Here is a 15,285-nt window from a genome sequence, read left to right as displayed (position 1 = left end):
TTTTGATCAAATGATACATAGTTGTAAACTAAGAAACCGGACAATTTTTCTATAGAGAAGGATATTCAGATTAGTAGGCTTGATAGTTTTATCCGCAGGATGACAGCACAGCGGGATATTATTAATTTTGTTATTGCTGAGGTCGTTGAAATTGATGGTCCTGTTTTAGAATTGGGACTTGGAAATGGTCGGACTTATGATCATTTGCGTGAAAACTTACCGGGCAAAGAAATCTTTGTTTTTGATCGTGCCATAAATGCTAACCCCAGATCTGTTCCGGATGGTGAGCACATGATTTTGGGCGAAATCAGGGATACACTTGCTTTTTGCCGTCCAAGGATTAAGAGGCAGGCATCCTTAGTACATTGTGATATTGGATCGGGTGATCCTACGACAGATCTTGCGACCTGTTCATGGATATCTCCTTTGATTGGACCTCTGACAACAAAAGGAGGGATTGTTGCTTCTGGGTTAACATTTGAACTTCCAGAATTTGAAGAGATTCCATTGCCTGAGGGAGTGCAAAAAGGACGCTATTATTTATATCGGAAAATTACAGAGACAAATTGATACATGAGTGACTGGAACACAGTTCAATATCTTCAGTTTGAAGACCTTAGGACACGTCCTGCCTCTGAACTGCTGGACAGGGTAGGGATTAATGATCCCCAACTGGTCGTCGATCTTGGCTGTGGTCCCGGTAACTCGACAGAGCTTTTGCGAGCAAGGTTTCCATCTGCTGTTATTACAGGGATAGATTCCTCCCCGAAAATGCTGGATGAAGCAAAAAAGAGATTACCTGATGTAACGTTCTCCCATGATGATATTGCAACGTGGAATCCTGAGAAAAAGGTGGATGTTATTTTTGCCAACGCGTCGCTACAGTGGGTAACGGGCCATCGTGATCTGTTTCCTCGTTTAATGGAACATCTGAACGCGGGTGGTTTCCTCGCAGTGCAAATGCCAGATAATCTATCCGAACCAAGTCATGTTTTGATGCGGGAAGCGGCGTATGAAGGGCCGTGGGCAGAGAAGCTGTCAGAAGCTGTAAAGTCACGAGAGGTTATTGGAAACAGTGCGGATTACTATAACTGGCTTGCAGATCAATCCGGGGTTATCGACATCTGGCGGACCAGCTATGAACATGTGCTCGCTGATGCAACTGCCATCGTGGATTGGGTGAAATCAACAGGTCTCAGACCTTTTTTGAATCCTCTCAATGACCGGGAAAGAGAAGCCTATCTGGAGCAATATCTTCGCAAGATTAAACAGGCTTATACGCCATTAAAAGACGGTCGTGTTCTTCTGACGTTTCCACGATTATTTATCGTTGCCCAAAAGAAACTTTGATAAACTATCACAATCCCATGCCTTAATCGCAAAGCTGCTAGGCGATCAACCGTGCAGATTGTCATTGCTCCGGGACGAGATTCACGTTAGTGAAGGCGCCATTCTTATGAAGAGAGATTGATATGAGCGACGAGAAGAAAAAAACTGACGACCCGATTGCGATTTTTATCCTTGGGGAACTCTACGGAGCTGAGAACGCAGTTAGCCCCGATGCTCTTGCGCGCGCTTACTACAAGCCTCGTGCAAAAAAGGAAGATCGCCCGGATGCTTGGCGTAAATACTTGCCAGCAGTACGTCAGCAGGCTTTACATCTGGCACGCACAGGCCGGATTAACATTATTCGCAAAGGCGAAGTTGCTGACCCGAATGCGCCGATCAAGGGGCTGTTCAAGCTTGTAATTGCTTAAGGGAAATATTTACGCGCTACCTATCGCTGGGTTTATTGTGCTAGCGAACGAATAATAAAAAGCCCGGGCTGAGAATTCAGACCCGGGCTTTTTTTGATTGCTGTTCTATAACAGATTTTTAGAGAAGATTTGGCTCTTCCAGTCCGTTTTGACGACTTGCTGCGGTCAGGGTATTGGCAAGCAAACACGCAATTGTCATGGGACCAACGCCACCCGGAACGGGTGTAATTGCGCCAGCATGTTCCATGGCTTCGGCTGTTGCCACGTCACCAACAAGTTTATTTTTGCCGTCAACTTCAATACGGTTGATCCCAACGTCGATAACAGTTGCGCCAGGTTTGATCCAGTCGCCTTTTACCATCTCAGGGCGTCCAACAGCGGCAACAACAATGTCAGCCTGACGAACAACGTCTGCAAGATCTTTGGTACGGCTGTGTGCGATGGTTACAGTGCAGCTTTCCTGGAGCAGAAGCTGGGCCATTGGCTTGCCAACGATGTTGGAGCGACCAACAACAACGGCTGTTTTGCCAGAAAGGTCACCAAGGTGATCTTTCAACAACATGATAGACCCAAGGGGAGTACAGGGGATCATTGGGGCGCTTGCGCCGCGAGCACCAGTTGCCAAACGGCCAGAGTTGATCACGTGAAAGCCATCAACGTCTTTGTTTGGATCGATTGCATTGATGATTGCATGGTCATCAATATGGTCGGGTACAGGTAACTGCACAAGAATACCGTGGACAGCAGGGTCGTTGTTCAGCTCTTCAACTTTGGCCAGAAGCTCTTCCTGTGTGGTCTCGGCAGGCATCTTGTGCTCGTAAGAATTCATACCTGCTTCAAGGGTCTGTTTGCCTTTACTGCGCACATAAACCTGACTGGCAGGATCTTCACCAACCAGAACAACAGCAAGACCGGGTGTCAGGTTGTGATCGTTTTTCAGACGGGTAACTTCTTCTGCAATACGGCCACGAAGGGTTGCGGAAAATTTTTTGCCATCAATAATTGTCGCAGTGGACATCATAGGTCTCCTTGATTGATCCCTTTGTCATCAGACATCAGTGTCGTAAGCCAAACAAAACTCAGCTTGAACCAGGGTACAGCACAGGTATTCTTGACTTCTGTTTTCGTGGTTTTATGGCTTTAGGTCTGGCGATGCAATGACTTATCGCAAGGCAGAACAGGCTTTCTGTTTTGAATTGTGAATTGCCTGATCGGATAATCCGGTTAAAGCTCGTCAGAGCTTAGAATTTCGACACCTGATTCTCGCATGTGAGTCATGGCTTTAGCTAATGACCCCTCCAAATCAATGGCACGACAGGCATCCGCAATAACAAAGGTTTCGAAGCCCTGTTTAATGGCATCTATCGCGGAATAATACACACAGAAATCTGTTGCAAGGCCGCAAAGGAAGACTCGTTCTATCTGGCGTTCTTTCAAATACCCTGTTAGCCCGGTTGAGGTCGTTTTATCGTTTTCGAAAAAGGCGGAATAGGAATCTATTTCTTTGCGAAAACCTTTGCGCAGGATCAGTTCTAGCGCAGTTTTATTGAGATCTTTATGTAGTGTCGATCCGTCATGTCCCTGAACACAATGATCTGGCCAAAGCACCTGTGTGCCATAGCTCAGTTCTATTGTTCCGTATGGTGTTTGGCCTTCGTGGGATGAGGCAAAAGACAGATGCCCCTCGGGGTGCCAGTCCTGTGTTGCCAATGCGTGGGGAAAGCGATCGATCAACCGGTTAACAACGGGGACAATGGCTTCACCATCCGGCACGGCCAATGCCCCGCCTGTGCAAAAATCGTTTTGTAGATCTATGACTAAAAGAGCATCGCGACTACTCAAATCAAGAGAATATGACATTGTGCGATACCTTCTTTGTTAAACGGGGATTAAAGTGATTTTACGCAAAGCTGATGCGGATATTAATCAGCACATTTTGCAAGAATATGATGATTAGTAAAAGAACAATCGGGGACAGGTCCATACCACCAATATTGGGAATGATGCTTCTGATGGGGCGAAGGGCAGGTTCGGTCAAACGCCAGAGAAACTCCCCAACCATGCTGACAAACTGGTTGTGTGTATTGATTACGTTGAAAGCAACGAGCCAGCTTAGAATTGCCGAAATGATAACAGCCCATTTGAAAAGATCGAGCGCAATAACGAGTACAGTAATCAAAGGTCCCAGAATAATATCCATCGTAAACACATCTCAATTGGTTGGGAGGTTGCTGGCAATATTGAACCAAGAACAGACTACATAGCTGTTCCAAGGGATTCAAGCCAAGCTATCACCTCGGGATTTTTTACCTGTTAAATCGTATGCTTCTTTTGCAGCTAAATAGGATTGGGTCAACAAAATAACTAGCAGATGGAGGCCCTTGGCTATCTTGTCGTGTCATCTTTGAAACAGGTCCTGAAATAATTGATCTGTCCATGACAGAGTATTTGCCTTGTCTATTCTGCTTGAGTAAGCTTTTACCAAGTGCGGTGCAATCTTATTTGATTTATCAAAGGATTAGTGATGTCTGTTATGGGACAGGACCGTTCGTTAGAGAGTGTTCGAAAGGCACTTTCGCATCTCCATGAAAAGCTAGGTTTGGATTTTTCGTTTCAGCTTTGGGATGATTCCCTTATACCGCCTTCTGATGATGAAAAGAATAAGCTGCGTCTGGCACTGACCGACAGAACTGTTTTGACCAGATTGCTCAGGCGACCAAAACTTAAGACGGTTATTGATCTTTATCTGTCGGGGGGGCTTGATATTCGCGGCGGTACGCTTTTTGATCTGGCTGAACGACGCCCCAAGGGCAAAACCAAAAAGCTTATCAGAAGCTTGAATAAAAGCCTGTTACTGCGAAACCTCTTTCCACTTCTCTTTGCACGGACGGACCAACAGAACGTTCAACTGGACGGGCAGGGTGAAACCTCTGGCCGGGGAAGCAAGCAAAACGATATTGCCTATCACTACGATGTATCGAACAGGTTTTATGAACTCTTTCTCGACCCCGAAATGGTTTATACCTGCGGGTATTTCACAGACTGGTCCAATGATCTGGCACAGGCTCAGCGTGACAAGCTGGATATGATTTGCCGTAAATTGCGGTTGAAACCGGGAGATCGCTTGCTGGACATTGGCTGTGGTTGGGGTGCGCTGATCTGTCATGCTGCGGCACACTATGGCGTTACAGCGGTTGGTGTCACACTGTCCGAAGAACAGTTAACCTTGGCCAGAAAACGCATTAAAGAAAGGGGCCTTGAAGACAAGGTCTCGGTAGAACTCAAGGATTTCCGCTTGCTTGAAGGTACCTTTGACAAGATTTCGTCTATTGGCATGTTTGAGCATGTGGGAATCGAAAATCATCGGGAATACTATCTGACTGTTAATCGACTGTTAGAACCGCGCGGGATTTATCTGCATCACGCTATTACCCGCAGAGGCAAAACCAGCGATGCGAAGTTTAACCGAAAGCGCCCTGAATATAATTCAATGCTTAAATATATCTTCCCAGGCGCCGAAGTTGATCATATAGGCATGACCGCGAGAAATCTTGAAGCGCATGGTTTTGAGGTTCATGACGTCGAGGCATGGCGTGAGCATTACGCCAGAACAACTGAACTCTGGGCACGCCGCCTGATGGAGAGAAAAGAAGAGGCAATAGCAGAAGCTGGCGAAGAGCGTTATCGCCTTTGGGTGCTTTACCTCACGGGGGTGTCGTTAGCCTTTACACGGGGGACACTGAATATTTTCCAGACCGTTGCGACCAAAAGAACCAAAGGGCTTTCAGGCATGCCTCCGACGCGATCTGATCTCTACAAAACAGGCCATGATTAGGATCATCCTACTTTGGAATCGCCTTACCTTGAAAATATACATGGCGCGAAGCGTTAAAAAGATCCCGAGTGATACGGTGATCACTCGGGATAAAAGAAGCTTAAGCCAGGACGGGAATCCGACTTAAGCCCGCTGGAAATCGTAAAGTTTTCCAAGATTTAAAATGTCGGTCAGTTCTTCAAGTGCTGTACGCACTTCGAACAGAAGTGCTGGATCCCTGATGTCATCGGGGGCGAGTTCATCACGGTAGTGTCTGGAAACCCATGCCTTCAGGTCTTCGTAGAGCGCATCATCAAGCAGGACACGTGCGCCCAGATTTTTTAAATCATCATCACTGAGGACAACACGCAGTCTAAGACATGCCGGACCACCACCATTTTTCATGGATTGGCGCAGGTTGAAAAATTCAACATTGCTGATGGCCCCGCCTTGCTGGACAAGGTCATCAAGGTATTTCTTTACCCGTGGGTTTTCCTGACACTCGAAAGGTGCGATCAAGGTCATGGCGTTACTGCCGCTGCCCGAAGGGGAAATCAGCTGGCTGTTGAAGAGATAACTTTGCACAGCATCTTCGACAGAGACTTGATTGTCGGGCACTTCGACAAAAATCATGTCGCCGTTTGGCAGCTTTCGGTTCAGCTCTTCCTTGACAGTATCTGTATTGAGGAAGGCTTTTTCGTGGTGGAACAGAACACGTCCGTTGCCGACCGAAATTACATCGTTGTGGAAAACACCCTGATCAATCACATCGGGGTTTTGCTGCGCATAGACGACCCGATCTTCGGACAGACCGTGAAGGCGGGCCACAGCCTGACAGGCTTCCAGGGTTTGCCGGGCGGGGAATTTCTTTGGACCGGGTGCGCCTTTACGCAGAGCTTCGACACCATAGACAAAAAACTCGACACCGGGGTCACCATAGTCGTTGCAAAAACGGGTATGGTTCGCAGCGCCTTCGTCCCCAAAGTGGTGGCTACCATGCAAGGCCGGATGATGGGCAAAACGGCTGTCGTCGGCGAAGATGGTTTGCAGGGTCCGGCCAGTTGTCGGGTGCTCGATAGAGCGATGGAACATGGAAATCAAATTGGCCGGGGTGAAATGTGTTTTACCATCCCTAGTGTCCGGACGCGGGGATACCGTTCCGGCATTGGCAACCCACATTGAAGAGGCTGAACAGGTCCCGGCAAAGAGGGCCGGGTTGTCCTCTGCCGCTTTCTTGATGATATCACGCTCGTTTCCGCTGTAACCCAAGCCGCGCAGGGTTGGCAGGTGAGGACGCTCCTGCGGGGGTAAAACCCCTTGTTTCATGCCCATATCTGCCAAGGCTTTCATTTTCTCCAGCCCTTGCAAGGCGGCCCCTTTGGGGCTTGAGGTCCCTTTGGCTGATTTGTCGGATGCTATGTTTCCATAGGAAAGACCTGCAAAGTTGTGTGTCGGACCCACAAGACCGTCAAAATTAACCTCGTAATAGGTCATCGGCTTATCCTCTATCCTCTAGGGTAATGCCGGGTGTTAGCTGTGCAGGTACGTTAAGGGTATCAGCCTCAAGGGAAGCAACAGGATAGGCGGCATAATCAGCAGCATAGAACGCACTTGGGCGATGGTTTCCACTGGCACCAACACCGCCGAATGGTGCTGATCCGCTGGCGCCTGTTAGGGGACGATTCCAGTTCACAATCCCGGCGCGGCTTTCAACCCAGAACTTTTCCCAAAGATCTTTGTTATCCGTTAAAATACCCGCTGAAAGCCCAAAGCGGGTATTGTTGGCAACGGCAATAGCTTCGTCAAAATCAGCAACGCGGATGATTTGCAGCAATGGGCCAAAATACTCTTCGTCAGGAAGATCCTTGATGGTTGTAACATCGATCAGGCCCGGAGTTAAAAATGGCTTGCCGTCATAAAGTCGTTCCAGGCGCTTGATGACTTTGCCGCCAAGCTTCTCCAGACTTTCCTGTGCGGCAAGAATACCGTCTGCTGCGGCATTGGAAATCAAGGATCCCATAAAGGGTGGGTTTTCCTGATCATCCTGTCCAACTTTGATGCCATCAATCTGCGAAGACAGAGTTTCGATAAACTGATCGCCTTCTGCCCCTGTTGGCACAATCAATCGGCGGGAACAGGTGCAGCGCTGACCAGAGGTAACATAGGCTGACTGAATGGTGTGATAGGCCGCGGCTTTGTGATCGCTTGCTTCCATAACAACCAGCGGGTTGTTGCCCCCCATTTCCAGTGCCAGAATTTTACCAGTTTTGCCCGCGTATTGGCGGTGGAGAAGTTCTCCTGTTGCTGAACTACCGGTGAAAAAGAGGCCATCTATGCCATCATGTTCGGCAAGGGCGATACCTGTTTCCTTGGCACCTTGTACCAGATTGAGAACACCGGCAGGAAGCCCGGCGTCATGCCATGCCTGCATCATAACTTCGGCAACCATTGGCGTCAGGTCGCTGGGTTTGAAAACGATGGTGTTTCCCGCAATCAAAGACGGGACGATGTGCCCGTTAGGAAGGTGACCGGGGAAGTTGTAGGGGCCGAATACAGCAACAACGCCGTGGGGTTTGTGCCGTAAAGTAGCCTTCAGGCCGTCACCCATCTGGTTTTCATGATCGCCCGTACGTTTTTCAAAAGCGTCGAGGGATAGAGCAACCTTGCCAATCATTGCAGCTGCTTCTGTTCGGGTTTCCCAAAGTGGTTTCCCCGTTTCCATTGCGATTGCAACAGCGATATCTTCCTGACGTTCTTTCAGAAGGTCGCGATATTTTGTGATGATCTCAACACGACTGTCGAGTGAGGCAAGCGCCCATCCACGCAGTGCGGATCGGGCCGCAATAATGGCATTGTTTACATCCTCTGCCGTTGCAGAAGCCGCTTGCCAGATGACTTCGTTGTTTGCGGGATTGGTCGACGAGAGGACACTGCCTTTGCCATCGCGCCATTCGCCATTGATATAAAGTTTTTGTGCTAGGCTCATGACTTGTTCTCCCGGAATTTCACATAACGTATTTCATCGCCGTCTTTAAGGCGGAGTGCGTCGATGGTTTCTTGTGTCAGTTTGATAGATTGCGCGCCGTCCAGCTCTGCTGGCTGGAGACACATGCGGTAGGCATCAATGTTGGCGTTACTGATCATATAGAGGTTTGATTGATCTTCTGCGGCAGTTTGATCTGTTGTGCCGTTAAGCTTGGCAACGCGACTTGATTGCAGCGTTTTGATGTTTCTGGTTGGAACCTCCACAGAGGGGCCACCGTCAAAAACATCGACATAGCCGTTGAAGTTAAACCCTTCTTTTTCAAGTAGTCGTAACGCGGGACTGGATGATTCGTGCGGCTTGCCAATAACTTCCTGTGCTTCTTCCGGCAGCAGGTCGATATAGATCGGATACTTGGGCATCAAATCTGAAATGATTTGGGTTCCTTTGACCGATGAAATTTTATCCGCATTCTCAAAAGCAATGCCAAAGAACTTTTCGCCGAGATGGGCCCAGAAAGGGGAGTCTCCGTTTTTGTCTTGCCATCCGCGCATTTCGGCCATCACCATGTCACCGAAGCGGTCCGGGAAATCTGCCAGAGTTAGATAACGGCATCTGGACAGAAACTGGCCGATACCGGGTTGGCGATATTCTTTGGAAAGATAAAGCGATCCGATTTCGGTTGCACCCGTGTAGTCATTGACCAAGTGCATAACCTTCATCTTACGGGTGGTTTCCAGCTCGGATGAGGCACTGACCAAGGTCGATATCTTATAGGAATAAAAAGGATATTTTAGTCCGACCCCAGCGTAGAGTGCCGTGGTACCAACAGCTTTTTTTGTCTCGGTATCCTCAAGAACCATAAAGTAAATTTCACCTTGTGGTCCCATTGCGGGGGACTTGAAACTCGCCTCGGAACGGGTCAGCTTTTCAAGCCAGGAACCTTCGTTGGCTGGCATGGATGTCATGCCGGTTCCCACAGCGTGGGACAAATCCATAAGATCGCCGAGATCACTTTGTCTAGCTGGTCTGATAATTAACATTGGGACGTTTTCCCCGGATCTGTCAGCCGAATCAGGCTGTGGTTGTACGGTCGGGCCAACTTGCTTCGCCTGCTGCCAATTTAAAAAGCAGAAGAGCAGAGAGTTTGGCGCGTTCACTCAGGCTGTCGATCAGCAGGAATTCATCAGTACTGTGAATTGCCCCGCCACGAACGCCGAGGGTATCTATATTTGCAAGGCCAGCCGCGGCGAGGTTATTGCCATCGCAGCATCCGCCTGTTGCTTTTGCTTCTGTTGAAAGGCCCAGATCATCTCCGCAGCTTTTCAGCAGGGAAAAGAGTTGCTGGTGGGCCTTGTCCATGACTTTTGGTTGCCGTCCGAAGGAACCGTGCAATTCAAGTGAAATTCCATCGGCCTGACTGACGTCATCAATGATTTGTTGCAGTTGCTTTTCGGCCCAACTCTGTCCTTCCGGGCTAGGGACGCGAATGTTAAAGCGGCACAGAGCAAAGTCGGGAACCACGTTGTTGGGGCCGCCACCCGTCAGCTTGGCAACATTAATGGTGACGCCATCCATCTGGCCGTTCAGGCCATCCAGAAGTGAAATTACCCGGGCGAGGGCTGCGATAGCATTTCTGCCAAGGTGGTGTTCCCGTCCGGCATGCGCAGCACGTCCGTGGGCCACGAGTGTAAAGTTTCCACTGCCTTTGCGCGCGCCAGCCAATGTGCCATCGGCCAGGGCAGGTTCAAAGATCATCCCGACATCGGCGGCTCTGGCAGCTTGATCCAGATGCTGTGCCGACGCAAAAGAACCAATCTCCTCATCCGGATTAATAATAACCTGCCAGCCGATGTTCCCTGCATAGGGACTGCGCTCAAGAGCCTGCAAGGCTGTGAGCATAACAACAATACCACCCTTCATATCGGCAACACCGGGACCATTGATGGTGTTTTCATCAAGCTTGGTACAGTGCTGGAAACTATGATCTTTGGGATAGACGGTATCGCTGTGACCTACCAGAAGAATACGGCGATTGGCGTTTGGCCATTTTGTGAGACGAAGCAGCGGACCACTTTCGCTCTCGACGACCTCGCCGTTATCAAGAACATCTGTTCGGGGGGGTAACTCAAGGCGCTCTTCTTCTGCACCGAGTGACGATGCAAAGTCAGAGAGGCGGTCGATGACCTTTTCAATCCCCGGAATATTTGCACTTCCGGAATTGATTTCACTCAGTGCCAAAACTTCCGAAAGCATGTTGTCCTGTTGCGTATCGATCCATTCGAGCAAAGGAGCGTAAGTCATCGACCGTTTTCCTTAGGCTGTCAGTTTCGTGCAAACACGATCAAGGATCTCGATCGCGGTATCCAGCTCGTCGTCAGAGACGTTGAGCGGGGGCAGGAAGCGAATCTGGTTATCTCCGGATTTCGCACACAGCATGCCTTCGTTTCTAAGCTCAACGAGTACATCGCCGTTTGGAATAGCGCATTTTAGACCGATCATCAGACCAAGGCCGTGAACGGAAACCAGCGCTTTGGGGTGCTTTGCGATAAGCTCTTCTAGCTGGGCGCGAACCTTGTTTGATTTCTCGGTAACTGAAGCAAGGAAGCCGTCTTCCATCAACAGATCCATAACAGCATTTCCAACTGCACCTGCAAGTGGGTTACCGCCATAGGTGCTGCCGTGTGTACCAAAAATCATTGCTTCTGCAGCTTTGTCATTTGCCAGACAGGCACCAAGTGGGAAACCGCCACCAATGCCTTTGGCAAGGGACATGACATCAGGCTCGATCCCTGACCACTCATAGGCAAAGAGTTTGCCGGTACGACCCATGCCACACTGGACTTCGTCAACCATCATCAGGATATCGTGTTTGTCGCACAGGGCGCGAATACCCCGAAGGTACTCAGCCGTGCCCGGACGAATACCACCTTCACCCTGAACAGGCTCAAAAATCACGCCAGCAGTTTCGTTTGTAATTGCTGCTTCCAGAGCTTCTAGATCACCAAAAGGAACCTGATCATACCCTTCATCTTCCATCAGAAAGCCCGCAGTGTGTGCTGGATTTCCGGCGGCGGCAATCGTGCCGAGTGTGCGACCGTGAAAGGCGCTGGTCATACCAATAATACGTTTACGCTCTGGACGGCCTTTGGCTTCTTGATATTTACGTAAAACTTTCAGACCGCATTCATTGGCTTCTGCACCTGAATTGCTAAAGAAAACCTTTGACGCAAAAGAGTTATCGGTCAGGCGTTTTGCCAGCTTTTCTGACTCTGTGACCCGGAACATGTTGGAGCAGTGCCAGAATTTATCAGCCTGATCTTTCAACGCAGCAACTAGATGAGGGTGCGCGTGGCCAAAGGCGCAAACAGCAATCCCGCTGTAAAAGTCGAGATATTTTTTGCCGTCTTCTGCGTAAAGCCAGGTGCCTTCACCTCTTTCAAAAGCGATGTTAGGCGGGTTATAGGTGGTCATCATGGCTTCGCGGCCAGGAAGAACGTTAGACATTATATGCTCCTTTGGTGGATCTAAGCCTGATATTTAATCAGGCGTCCCAGTGTATTACCTGTGTATTTGTATTACCTGTGTATTACGCATTGTTTGGCGATTTTATTGGTGGCGGATTTTCTGTCGCCTTTGTTTCGCTCAGTTAAATAAGCTTATCGCAGAATCTGCCGAAGGTCTTATCGAAGTCAGTCTATTTAACTGCAGATACTGCGGTTTAAGTGATCTATACCGAATTATATTTTGTTTGCTTGTTTGCAACAGGTATTTACAGCTGTTGTTAAATTTTTGATTAATGCTTTCTTCTGATATATAGAGAAAATAAGGATTTTTGCCGAGTTAGGTTTTCTGTTGTTAAAGAGGAAATTGCACTCTGTAGTATCTGATCTTGTAAAAATAAGGCCTGTATATGTCGTTTAGTCAGCAGTTAGACCGGATAGACCAAAAGATTCTTTCGATTCTTCAACAAGAAGCGCGTATAACCAATCAGGATTTGTCGGACAGGGTGAATTTATCGCCAAGCTCTTGCTTGAATAGAGTCCGAAAACTGGAAGAGCGTGGCTTTATCGGCCCCTATTTCGGGATGATCGATCTGGAACGGGTTTGTAGATCTGTCATGGTGATTGCGACTGTGACCCTGAAGGATCATAGCCGGGATCAATTCAAGGCCTTTCAGGACTATGTGCAAAAGATCCCGGAAGTGGTCGAATGTTATATGGTCAGTGGATCTTTTGATTTTTGTTTACGCATCGTAGCCCCGGATATGGGACGATACAATGAAATAAACGATTATCTACTGGACGCAACTGATACGCCGGGTGTGATGAACATCAGCAGCCATGTTGTCCTCAATACATCCAAGCATTTTTCCGGCTACCCGATCGAAAAGCTTTTGTAACGAATCCTATTTTGACCCACATAGCGTGCAGGCTGGATCGCGCTTGGTTTTCATCTTGTGGAAAGATGTGCTCAGAGAATCATAAAGTAACAAGCTGTTGCTCATACTCTCGCCAATTCCCAGCAACTCTTTGATAACTTCGACGGATTGCAAGCTGCCCATTGTACCAGCCAGTGCACCGAGAACACCAACATCGGCACAACTGTCTTTTTCCGCCACCTGTTCGTTACCAAAAAGGCAGCGGTAGCAGGGCTTGTCCCCTTCTTCAAAAGCGCGGAAGGTTGTTAGCTGACCATCAAATCGCATGATCGCGGCAGAGACCAGCGGGACTTTTTGCCGATAGCAGGCGTCATTGACCAGATAACGGGTATTGAAATTATCACAGCCATCCGCCACCAAATCATACTGGCTGACCAGATCATCAATGTTTTCTGAATCCAGACGGAAGTGATGGGTTTGGATATTTATATCCGGATTGATCGCGCTCAAACGGGTCTTGGCAGATTGAACCTTGGGGTGATTAATATGATTGGTATCGTGTAAAATTTGGCGCTGGAGGTTCGACAGATCAACAACATCATCATCGACAACCCCAATTGTTCCAATACCTGCGGCGGCAAGATATAGTAAGAGAGGAGAGCCAAGCCCCCCGGCACCAATCACGAGAACTTTGGAACGAAGAAGTTTTATCTGACCTTCTTCGCCCACTTCTGGAAGGACAAGATGTCGGGCATAACGATCAATCTGATCATCGGTTAGCTCGTCTTCCAATTGTTCATTCACGTTTTTTGATCCCGTTTTCGCTACGTGTGTTTTGGTCGGTGTTGTCTGGTTTTATTCTTTGAATATCAACCGTTTTCAAAAAGATCTGTACTCAGATAGCGTTCGGCAAAGGAAGGCAGAATAGTAACAATCTTTTTTCCTGCCATTTCGGGTCTTCCGCCAATTTCCAGCGTAGCAGCCAAAGCTGCACCGGAAGAAATCCCTATGGGTAACCCTTCGAGTGCCGCTGCTTCACGGGCCGTTCTGAAAGCAGTGTCATTTCCGATCCGAATGATTTCATCAATCAGTCCTGTGTCCAGAATGCTTGGGATGAAACCTGCGCCGATACCCTGAATTTTATGGGGGCCGGGTTGCCCGCCAGAAAGGACCGGGCTGTCTTCGGGTTCGACAGCGACCATTTTGATTTCGGGGTTTAGTTCTTTGAGAACGGCCCCAACACCTGTCAGGGTACCACCTGTGCCCACACCGCAAACAACCATATCAACCTGACCCGCGGTGTCGTGCCAGATTTCTTCGGCTGTTGTGATTCTGTGGATTGCCGGATTTGCCTTGTTCATAAACTGTTGCGGCATCACGGCTTTTGGCAATTCTTTGACCAATGCTTCTGCACGGGCAACTGCGCCGCTAATGCCCAGTGCGCCATCTGTCAGAACCAGTTCTGCCCCTAGATAACGCAGCATCTTACGTCGTTCGGCAGACATTGTTTTAGGCATCGTCAGGATTAGCCTATAGCCTTTTGCTGCGCACACAAAAGCAAGCGCAATACCTGTGTTGCCACTGGTTGGCTCGATAATGACAGTATCTTTATCGAGTTCACCCGATTCTTCCAACGCTTCAATCATCGCAAAGCCAATGCGATCCTTGATCGATGCTAGAGGGTTAAAGAACTCGCACTTCCCAAGGATCTCTGCGCCGGACCCATGTGCATCGGCGAGCTTTTGCAGGCGCACAAGTGGTGTCGCACCGATCGTATCAAGGATAGAATCGTATATTTTGCCCCGGAAAGAGGAAGATAAGGTGTTGTTTTTGGTCTTCATGGTTTCTCGCTATACGACCCCAAGAGACCGCCTGATTAGATACTGAAATCAGGCATTGCGGCTGTGGCCTCGCTGGGAATGTTTTGTTTTCTTGCTTCGTCGCAAAGTTGCTCAATGGTTATTTTGTCGAAACGCTCCATTATTTCCCTTTGCATGTCAACCCAGATAGGTCGAACGACATTGATGCCAATATCGGAACCTTCGTTATCACTGGCAGGATCTGATGCACCCTCTAGATCGCGGACCACACGGATAATCTCGCCAACGGTTATACGTCGTCTCTCTTTTGCCAAGCGGTACCCACCCCGAGGACCCCGTTGCCCGGCTAAAACGCCATTGTGCACCAGCTGTTGGAGCACTTGTTCAAGATAGCGTCTTGGAATGCCTTCTCGACGCGATATTTCGGTTGATCGTACAGGCGCAGAGCCCGCGTGGTAAGCGATATCTACCACCGCTTCTATTGCAAAGAGTAGCTTTTTTGATAGCCGAAGCATTTTTTGTGTCCCAGT

The 15,285-nt window shown here is 48.7% G+C and carries 16 protein-coding genes; 5 read left to right on the top strand and 11 right to left on the bottom strand.

Annotated elements, in window-relative coordinates:
• Positions 1-51: 51 nt before the first annotated feature.
• The 3 genes from WH95_RS15125 (at position 52) to WH95_RS15115 (ending at position 1,757) form a co-directional block, all read left to right on the top strand.
• The gene (locus WH95_RS15125; protein WP_342667135.1) at positions 52-570 is read left to right on the top strand and encodes a class I SAM-dependent methyltransferase; all 519 of its coding nucleotides are present in this window, start codon (positions 52-54) and stop codon (positions 568-570) included.
• Positions 571-573: 3 nt separating this feature from the next.
• Positions 574-1,350, top strand: a complete 777-nt coding sequence (tam, locus tag WH95_RS15120; protein WP_046508756.1) for a trans-aconitate 2-methyltransferase — start codon at positions 574-576, stop codon at positions 1,348-1,350.
• A gap of 122 nt (positions 1,351-1,472) precedes the next feature.
• The gene (locus WH95_RS15115; protein WP_046508754.1) at positions 1,473-1,757 is read left to right on the top strand and encodes a DUF3253 domain-containing protein; all 285 of its coding nucleotides are present in this window, start codon (positions 1,473-1,475) and stop codon (positions 1,755-1,757) included.
• Between the two features lie 118 nt (positions 1,758-1,875).
• Here the strand turns inward: WH95_RS15115 and folD are convergent, their stop codons facing one another.
• The 3 genes from folD to WH95_RS15100 form a co-directional block, all read right to left on the bottom strand.
• Positions 1,876-2,775, bottom strand: a complete 900-nt coding sequence (gene folD, locus WH95_RS15110) for a bifunctional methylenetetrahydrofolate dehydrogenase/methenyltetrahydrofolate cyclohydrolase FolD (protein WP_046508752.1) — start codon at positions 2,773-2,775, stop codon at positions 1,876-1,878.
• Positions 2,776-2,981: 206 nt separating this feature from the next.
• Positions 2,982-3,617, bottom strand: a complete 636-nt coding sequence (pncA, locus tag WH95_RS15105) for a bifunctional nicotinamidase/pyrazinamidase (protein WP_046508749.1) — start codon at positions 3,615-3,617, stop codon at positions 2,982-2,984.
• Between the two features lie 40 nt (positions 3,618-3,657).
• Positions 3,658-3,957 carry a YggT family protein gene (locus tag WH95_RS15100; RefSeq protein WP_046508747.1) on the bottom strand — a complete coding sequence of 100 codons (300 nt, stop codon included), beginning with the start codon at positions 3,955-3,957 and terminating at the stop codon, positions 3,658-3,660.
• Positions 3,958-4,281: 324 nt separating this feature from the next.
• On the opposite strand from WH95_RS15100, the gene WH95_RS15095 reads away from it, so the two are divergent.
• Positions 4,282-5,592 (top strand): SAM-dependent methyltransferase, encoded by a 1,311-nt coding sequence (locus WH95_RS15095; protein WP_046508746.1) that lies wholly within the window; start codon positions 4,282-4,284, stop codon positions 5,590-5,592.
• A gap of 123 nt (positions 5,593-5,715) precedes the next feature.
• Here the strand turns inward: WH95_RS15095 and astB are convergent, their stop codons facing one another.
• Genes astB through WH95_RS15070 form a run of 5 tightly spaced genes read right to left on the bottom strand, consistent with a single transcriptional unit; the run spans position 5,716 to position 12,061 of the window.
• Entirely contained in the window at positions 5,716-7,065 is a 1,350-nt protein-coding gene (gene astB, locus WH95_RS15090; protein ID WP_046508744.1) for an N-succinylarginine dihydrolase, read from the bottom strand.
• 4 nt (positions 7,066-7,069) lie between these two features.
• Entirely contained in the window at positions 7,070-8,557 is a 1,488-nt protein-coding gene (astD, locus tag WH95_RS15085) for a succinylglutamate-semialdehyde dehydrogenase (protein WP_046508743.1), read from the bottom strand.
• On the bottom strand, positions 8,554-9,597 hold the full coding sequence (locus WH95_RS15080) for an arginine N-succinyltransferase (RefSeq protein ID WP_046508741.1): 1,044 nt from the start codon (positions 9,595-9,597) through the stop codon (positions 8,554-8,556). Before WH95_RS15080 ends, astD begins: the two co-directional genes overlap by 4 nt.
• A 31-nt stretch (positions 9,598-9,628) precedes the next feature.
• Complete coding sequence (locus WH95_RS15075; RefSeq protein WP_046508739.1) at positions 9,629-10,858, bottom strand: hydrolase; 1,230 nt, start codon at positions 10,856-10,858, stop codon at positions 9,629-9,631.
• A gap of 12 nt (positions 10,859-10,870) precedes the next feature.
• A complete protein-coding gene (locus WH95_RS15070; protein ID WP_046508737.1) occupies positions 10,871-12,061 on the bottom strand; it encodes an aspartate aminotransferase family protein in 1,191 nt (396 codons plus the stop codon).
• A gap of 406 nt (positions 12,062-12,467) precedes the next feature.
• Here WH95_RS15070 and WH95_RS15065 point away from each other — a divergent pair, with 406 nt between their 5' ends.
• Complete coding sequence (locus WH95_RS15065; RefSeq protein ID WP_046508735.1) at positions 12,468-12,956, top strand: Lrp/AsnC family transcriptional regulator; 489 nt, start codon at positions 12,468-12,470, stop codon at positions 12,954-12,956.
• Between the two features lie 6 nt (positions 12,957-12,962).
• Here the strand turns inward: WH95_RS15065 and WH95_RS15060 are convergent, their stop codons facing one another.
• The 3 genes from WH95_RS15060 to WH95_RS15050 form a co-directional block, all read right to left on the bottom strand.
• On the bottom strand, positions 12,963-13,739 hold the full coding sequence (locus WH95_RS15060; protein WP_082114182.1) for a HesA/MoeB/ThiF family protein: 777 nt from the start codon (positions 13,737-13,739) through the stop codon (positions 12,963-12,965).
• A 65-nt stretch (positions 13,740-13,804) separates the two neighbouring features.
• Positions 13,805-14,776 carry a cysteine synthase A gene (gene cysK, locus WH95_RS15055; protein ID WP_046508733.1) on the bottom strand — a complete coding sequence of 324 codons (972 nt, stop codon included), beginning with the start codon at positions 14,774-14,776 and terminating at the stop codon, positions 13,805-13,807.
• 35 nt (positions 14,777-14,811) lie between these two features.
• Positions 14,812-15,270 (bottom strand): RrF2 family transcriptional regulator, encoded by a 459-nt coding sequence (locus tag WH95_RS15050; RefSeq protein WP_046508731.1) that lies wholly within the window; start codon positions 15,268-15,270, stop codon positions 14,812-14,814.
• Positions 15,271-15,285 lie beyond the last annotated feature (15 nt).

Source organism: Kiloniella litopenaei (assembly GCF_000982415.1).
Classification (GTDB): domain Bacteria; phylum Pseudomonadota; class Alphaproteobacteria; order Kiloniellales; family Kiloniellaceae; genus Kiloniella; species Kiloniella litopenaei.
The sequence above is the reverse complement of the archived record's forward strand: the minus strand, read 5'-3'. Positions and strand labels throughout refer to the sequence as shown.

Excerpts from the sequence above, each read along its gene's own strand:
- tam (WP_046508756.1), top strand. The coding sequence starts at position 574 with ATGAGTGACTGGAACACAGTTCAATATCTTCAGTTTGAAGACCTTAGG.
- astD (WP_046508743.1), bottom strand. The coding sequence starts at position 8,557 with ATGAGCCTAGCACAAAAACTTTATATCAATGGCGAATGGCGCGATGGC.
- WH95_RS15100 (WP_046508747.1), bottom strand. The coding sequence starts at position 3,957 with ATGGATATTATTCTGGGACCTTTGATTACTGTACTCGTTATTGCGCTC.
- WH95_RS15070 (WP_046508737.1), bottom strand. The coding sequence starts at position 12,061 with ATGTCTAACGTTCTTCCTGGCCGCGAAGCCATGATGACCACCTATAAC.
- pncA (WP_046508749.1), bottom strand. The coding sequence starts at position 3,617 with ATGTCATATTCTCTTGATTTGAGTAGTCGCGATGCTCTTTTAGTCATA.
- WH95_RS15065 (WP_046508735.1), top strand. The coding sequence starts at position 12,468 with ATGTCGTTTAGTCAGCAGTTAGACCGGATAGACCAAAAGATTCTTTCG.
- cysK (WP_046508733.1), bottom strand. The coding sequence starts at position 14,776 with ATGAAGACCAAAAACAACACCTTATCTTCCTCTTTCCGGGGCAAAATA.
- folD (WP_046508752.1), bottom strand. The coding sequence starts at position 2,775 with ATGTCCACTGCGACAATTATTGATGGCAAAAAATTTTCCGCAACCCTT.
- WH95_RS15095 (WP_046508746.1), top strand. The coding sequence starts at position 4,282 with ATGTCTGTTATGGGACAGGACCGTTCGTTAGAGAGTGTTCGAAAGGCA.
- WH95_RS15115 (WP_046508754.1), top strand. The coding sequence starts at position 1,473 with ATGAGCGACGAGAAGAAAAAAACTGACGACCCGATTGCGATTTTTATC.
- WH95_RS15080 (WP_046508741.1), bottom strand. The coding sequence starts at position 9,597 with ATGTTAATTATCAGACCAGCTAGACAAAGTGATCTCGGCGATCTTATG.
- WH95_RS15050 (WP_046508731.1), bottom strand. The coding sequence starts at position 15,270 with ATGCTTCGGCTATCAAAAAAGCTACTCTTTGCAATAGAAGCGGTGGTA.
- WH95_RS15075 (WP_046508739.1), bottom strand. The coding sequence starts at position 10,858 with ATGACTTACGCTCCTTTGCTCGAATGGATCGATACGCAACAGGACAAC.
- astB (WP_046508744.1), bottom strand. The coding sequence starts at position 7,065 with ATGACCTATTACGAGGTTAATTTTGACGGTCTTGTGGGTCCGACACAC.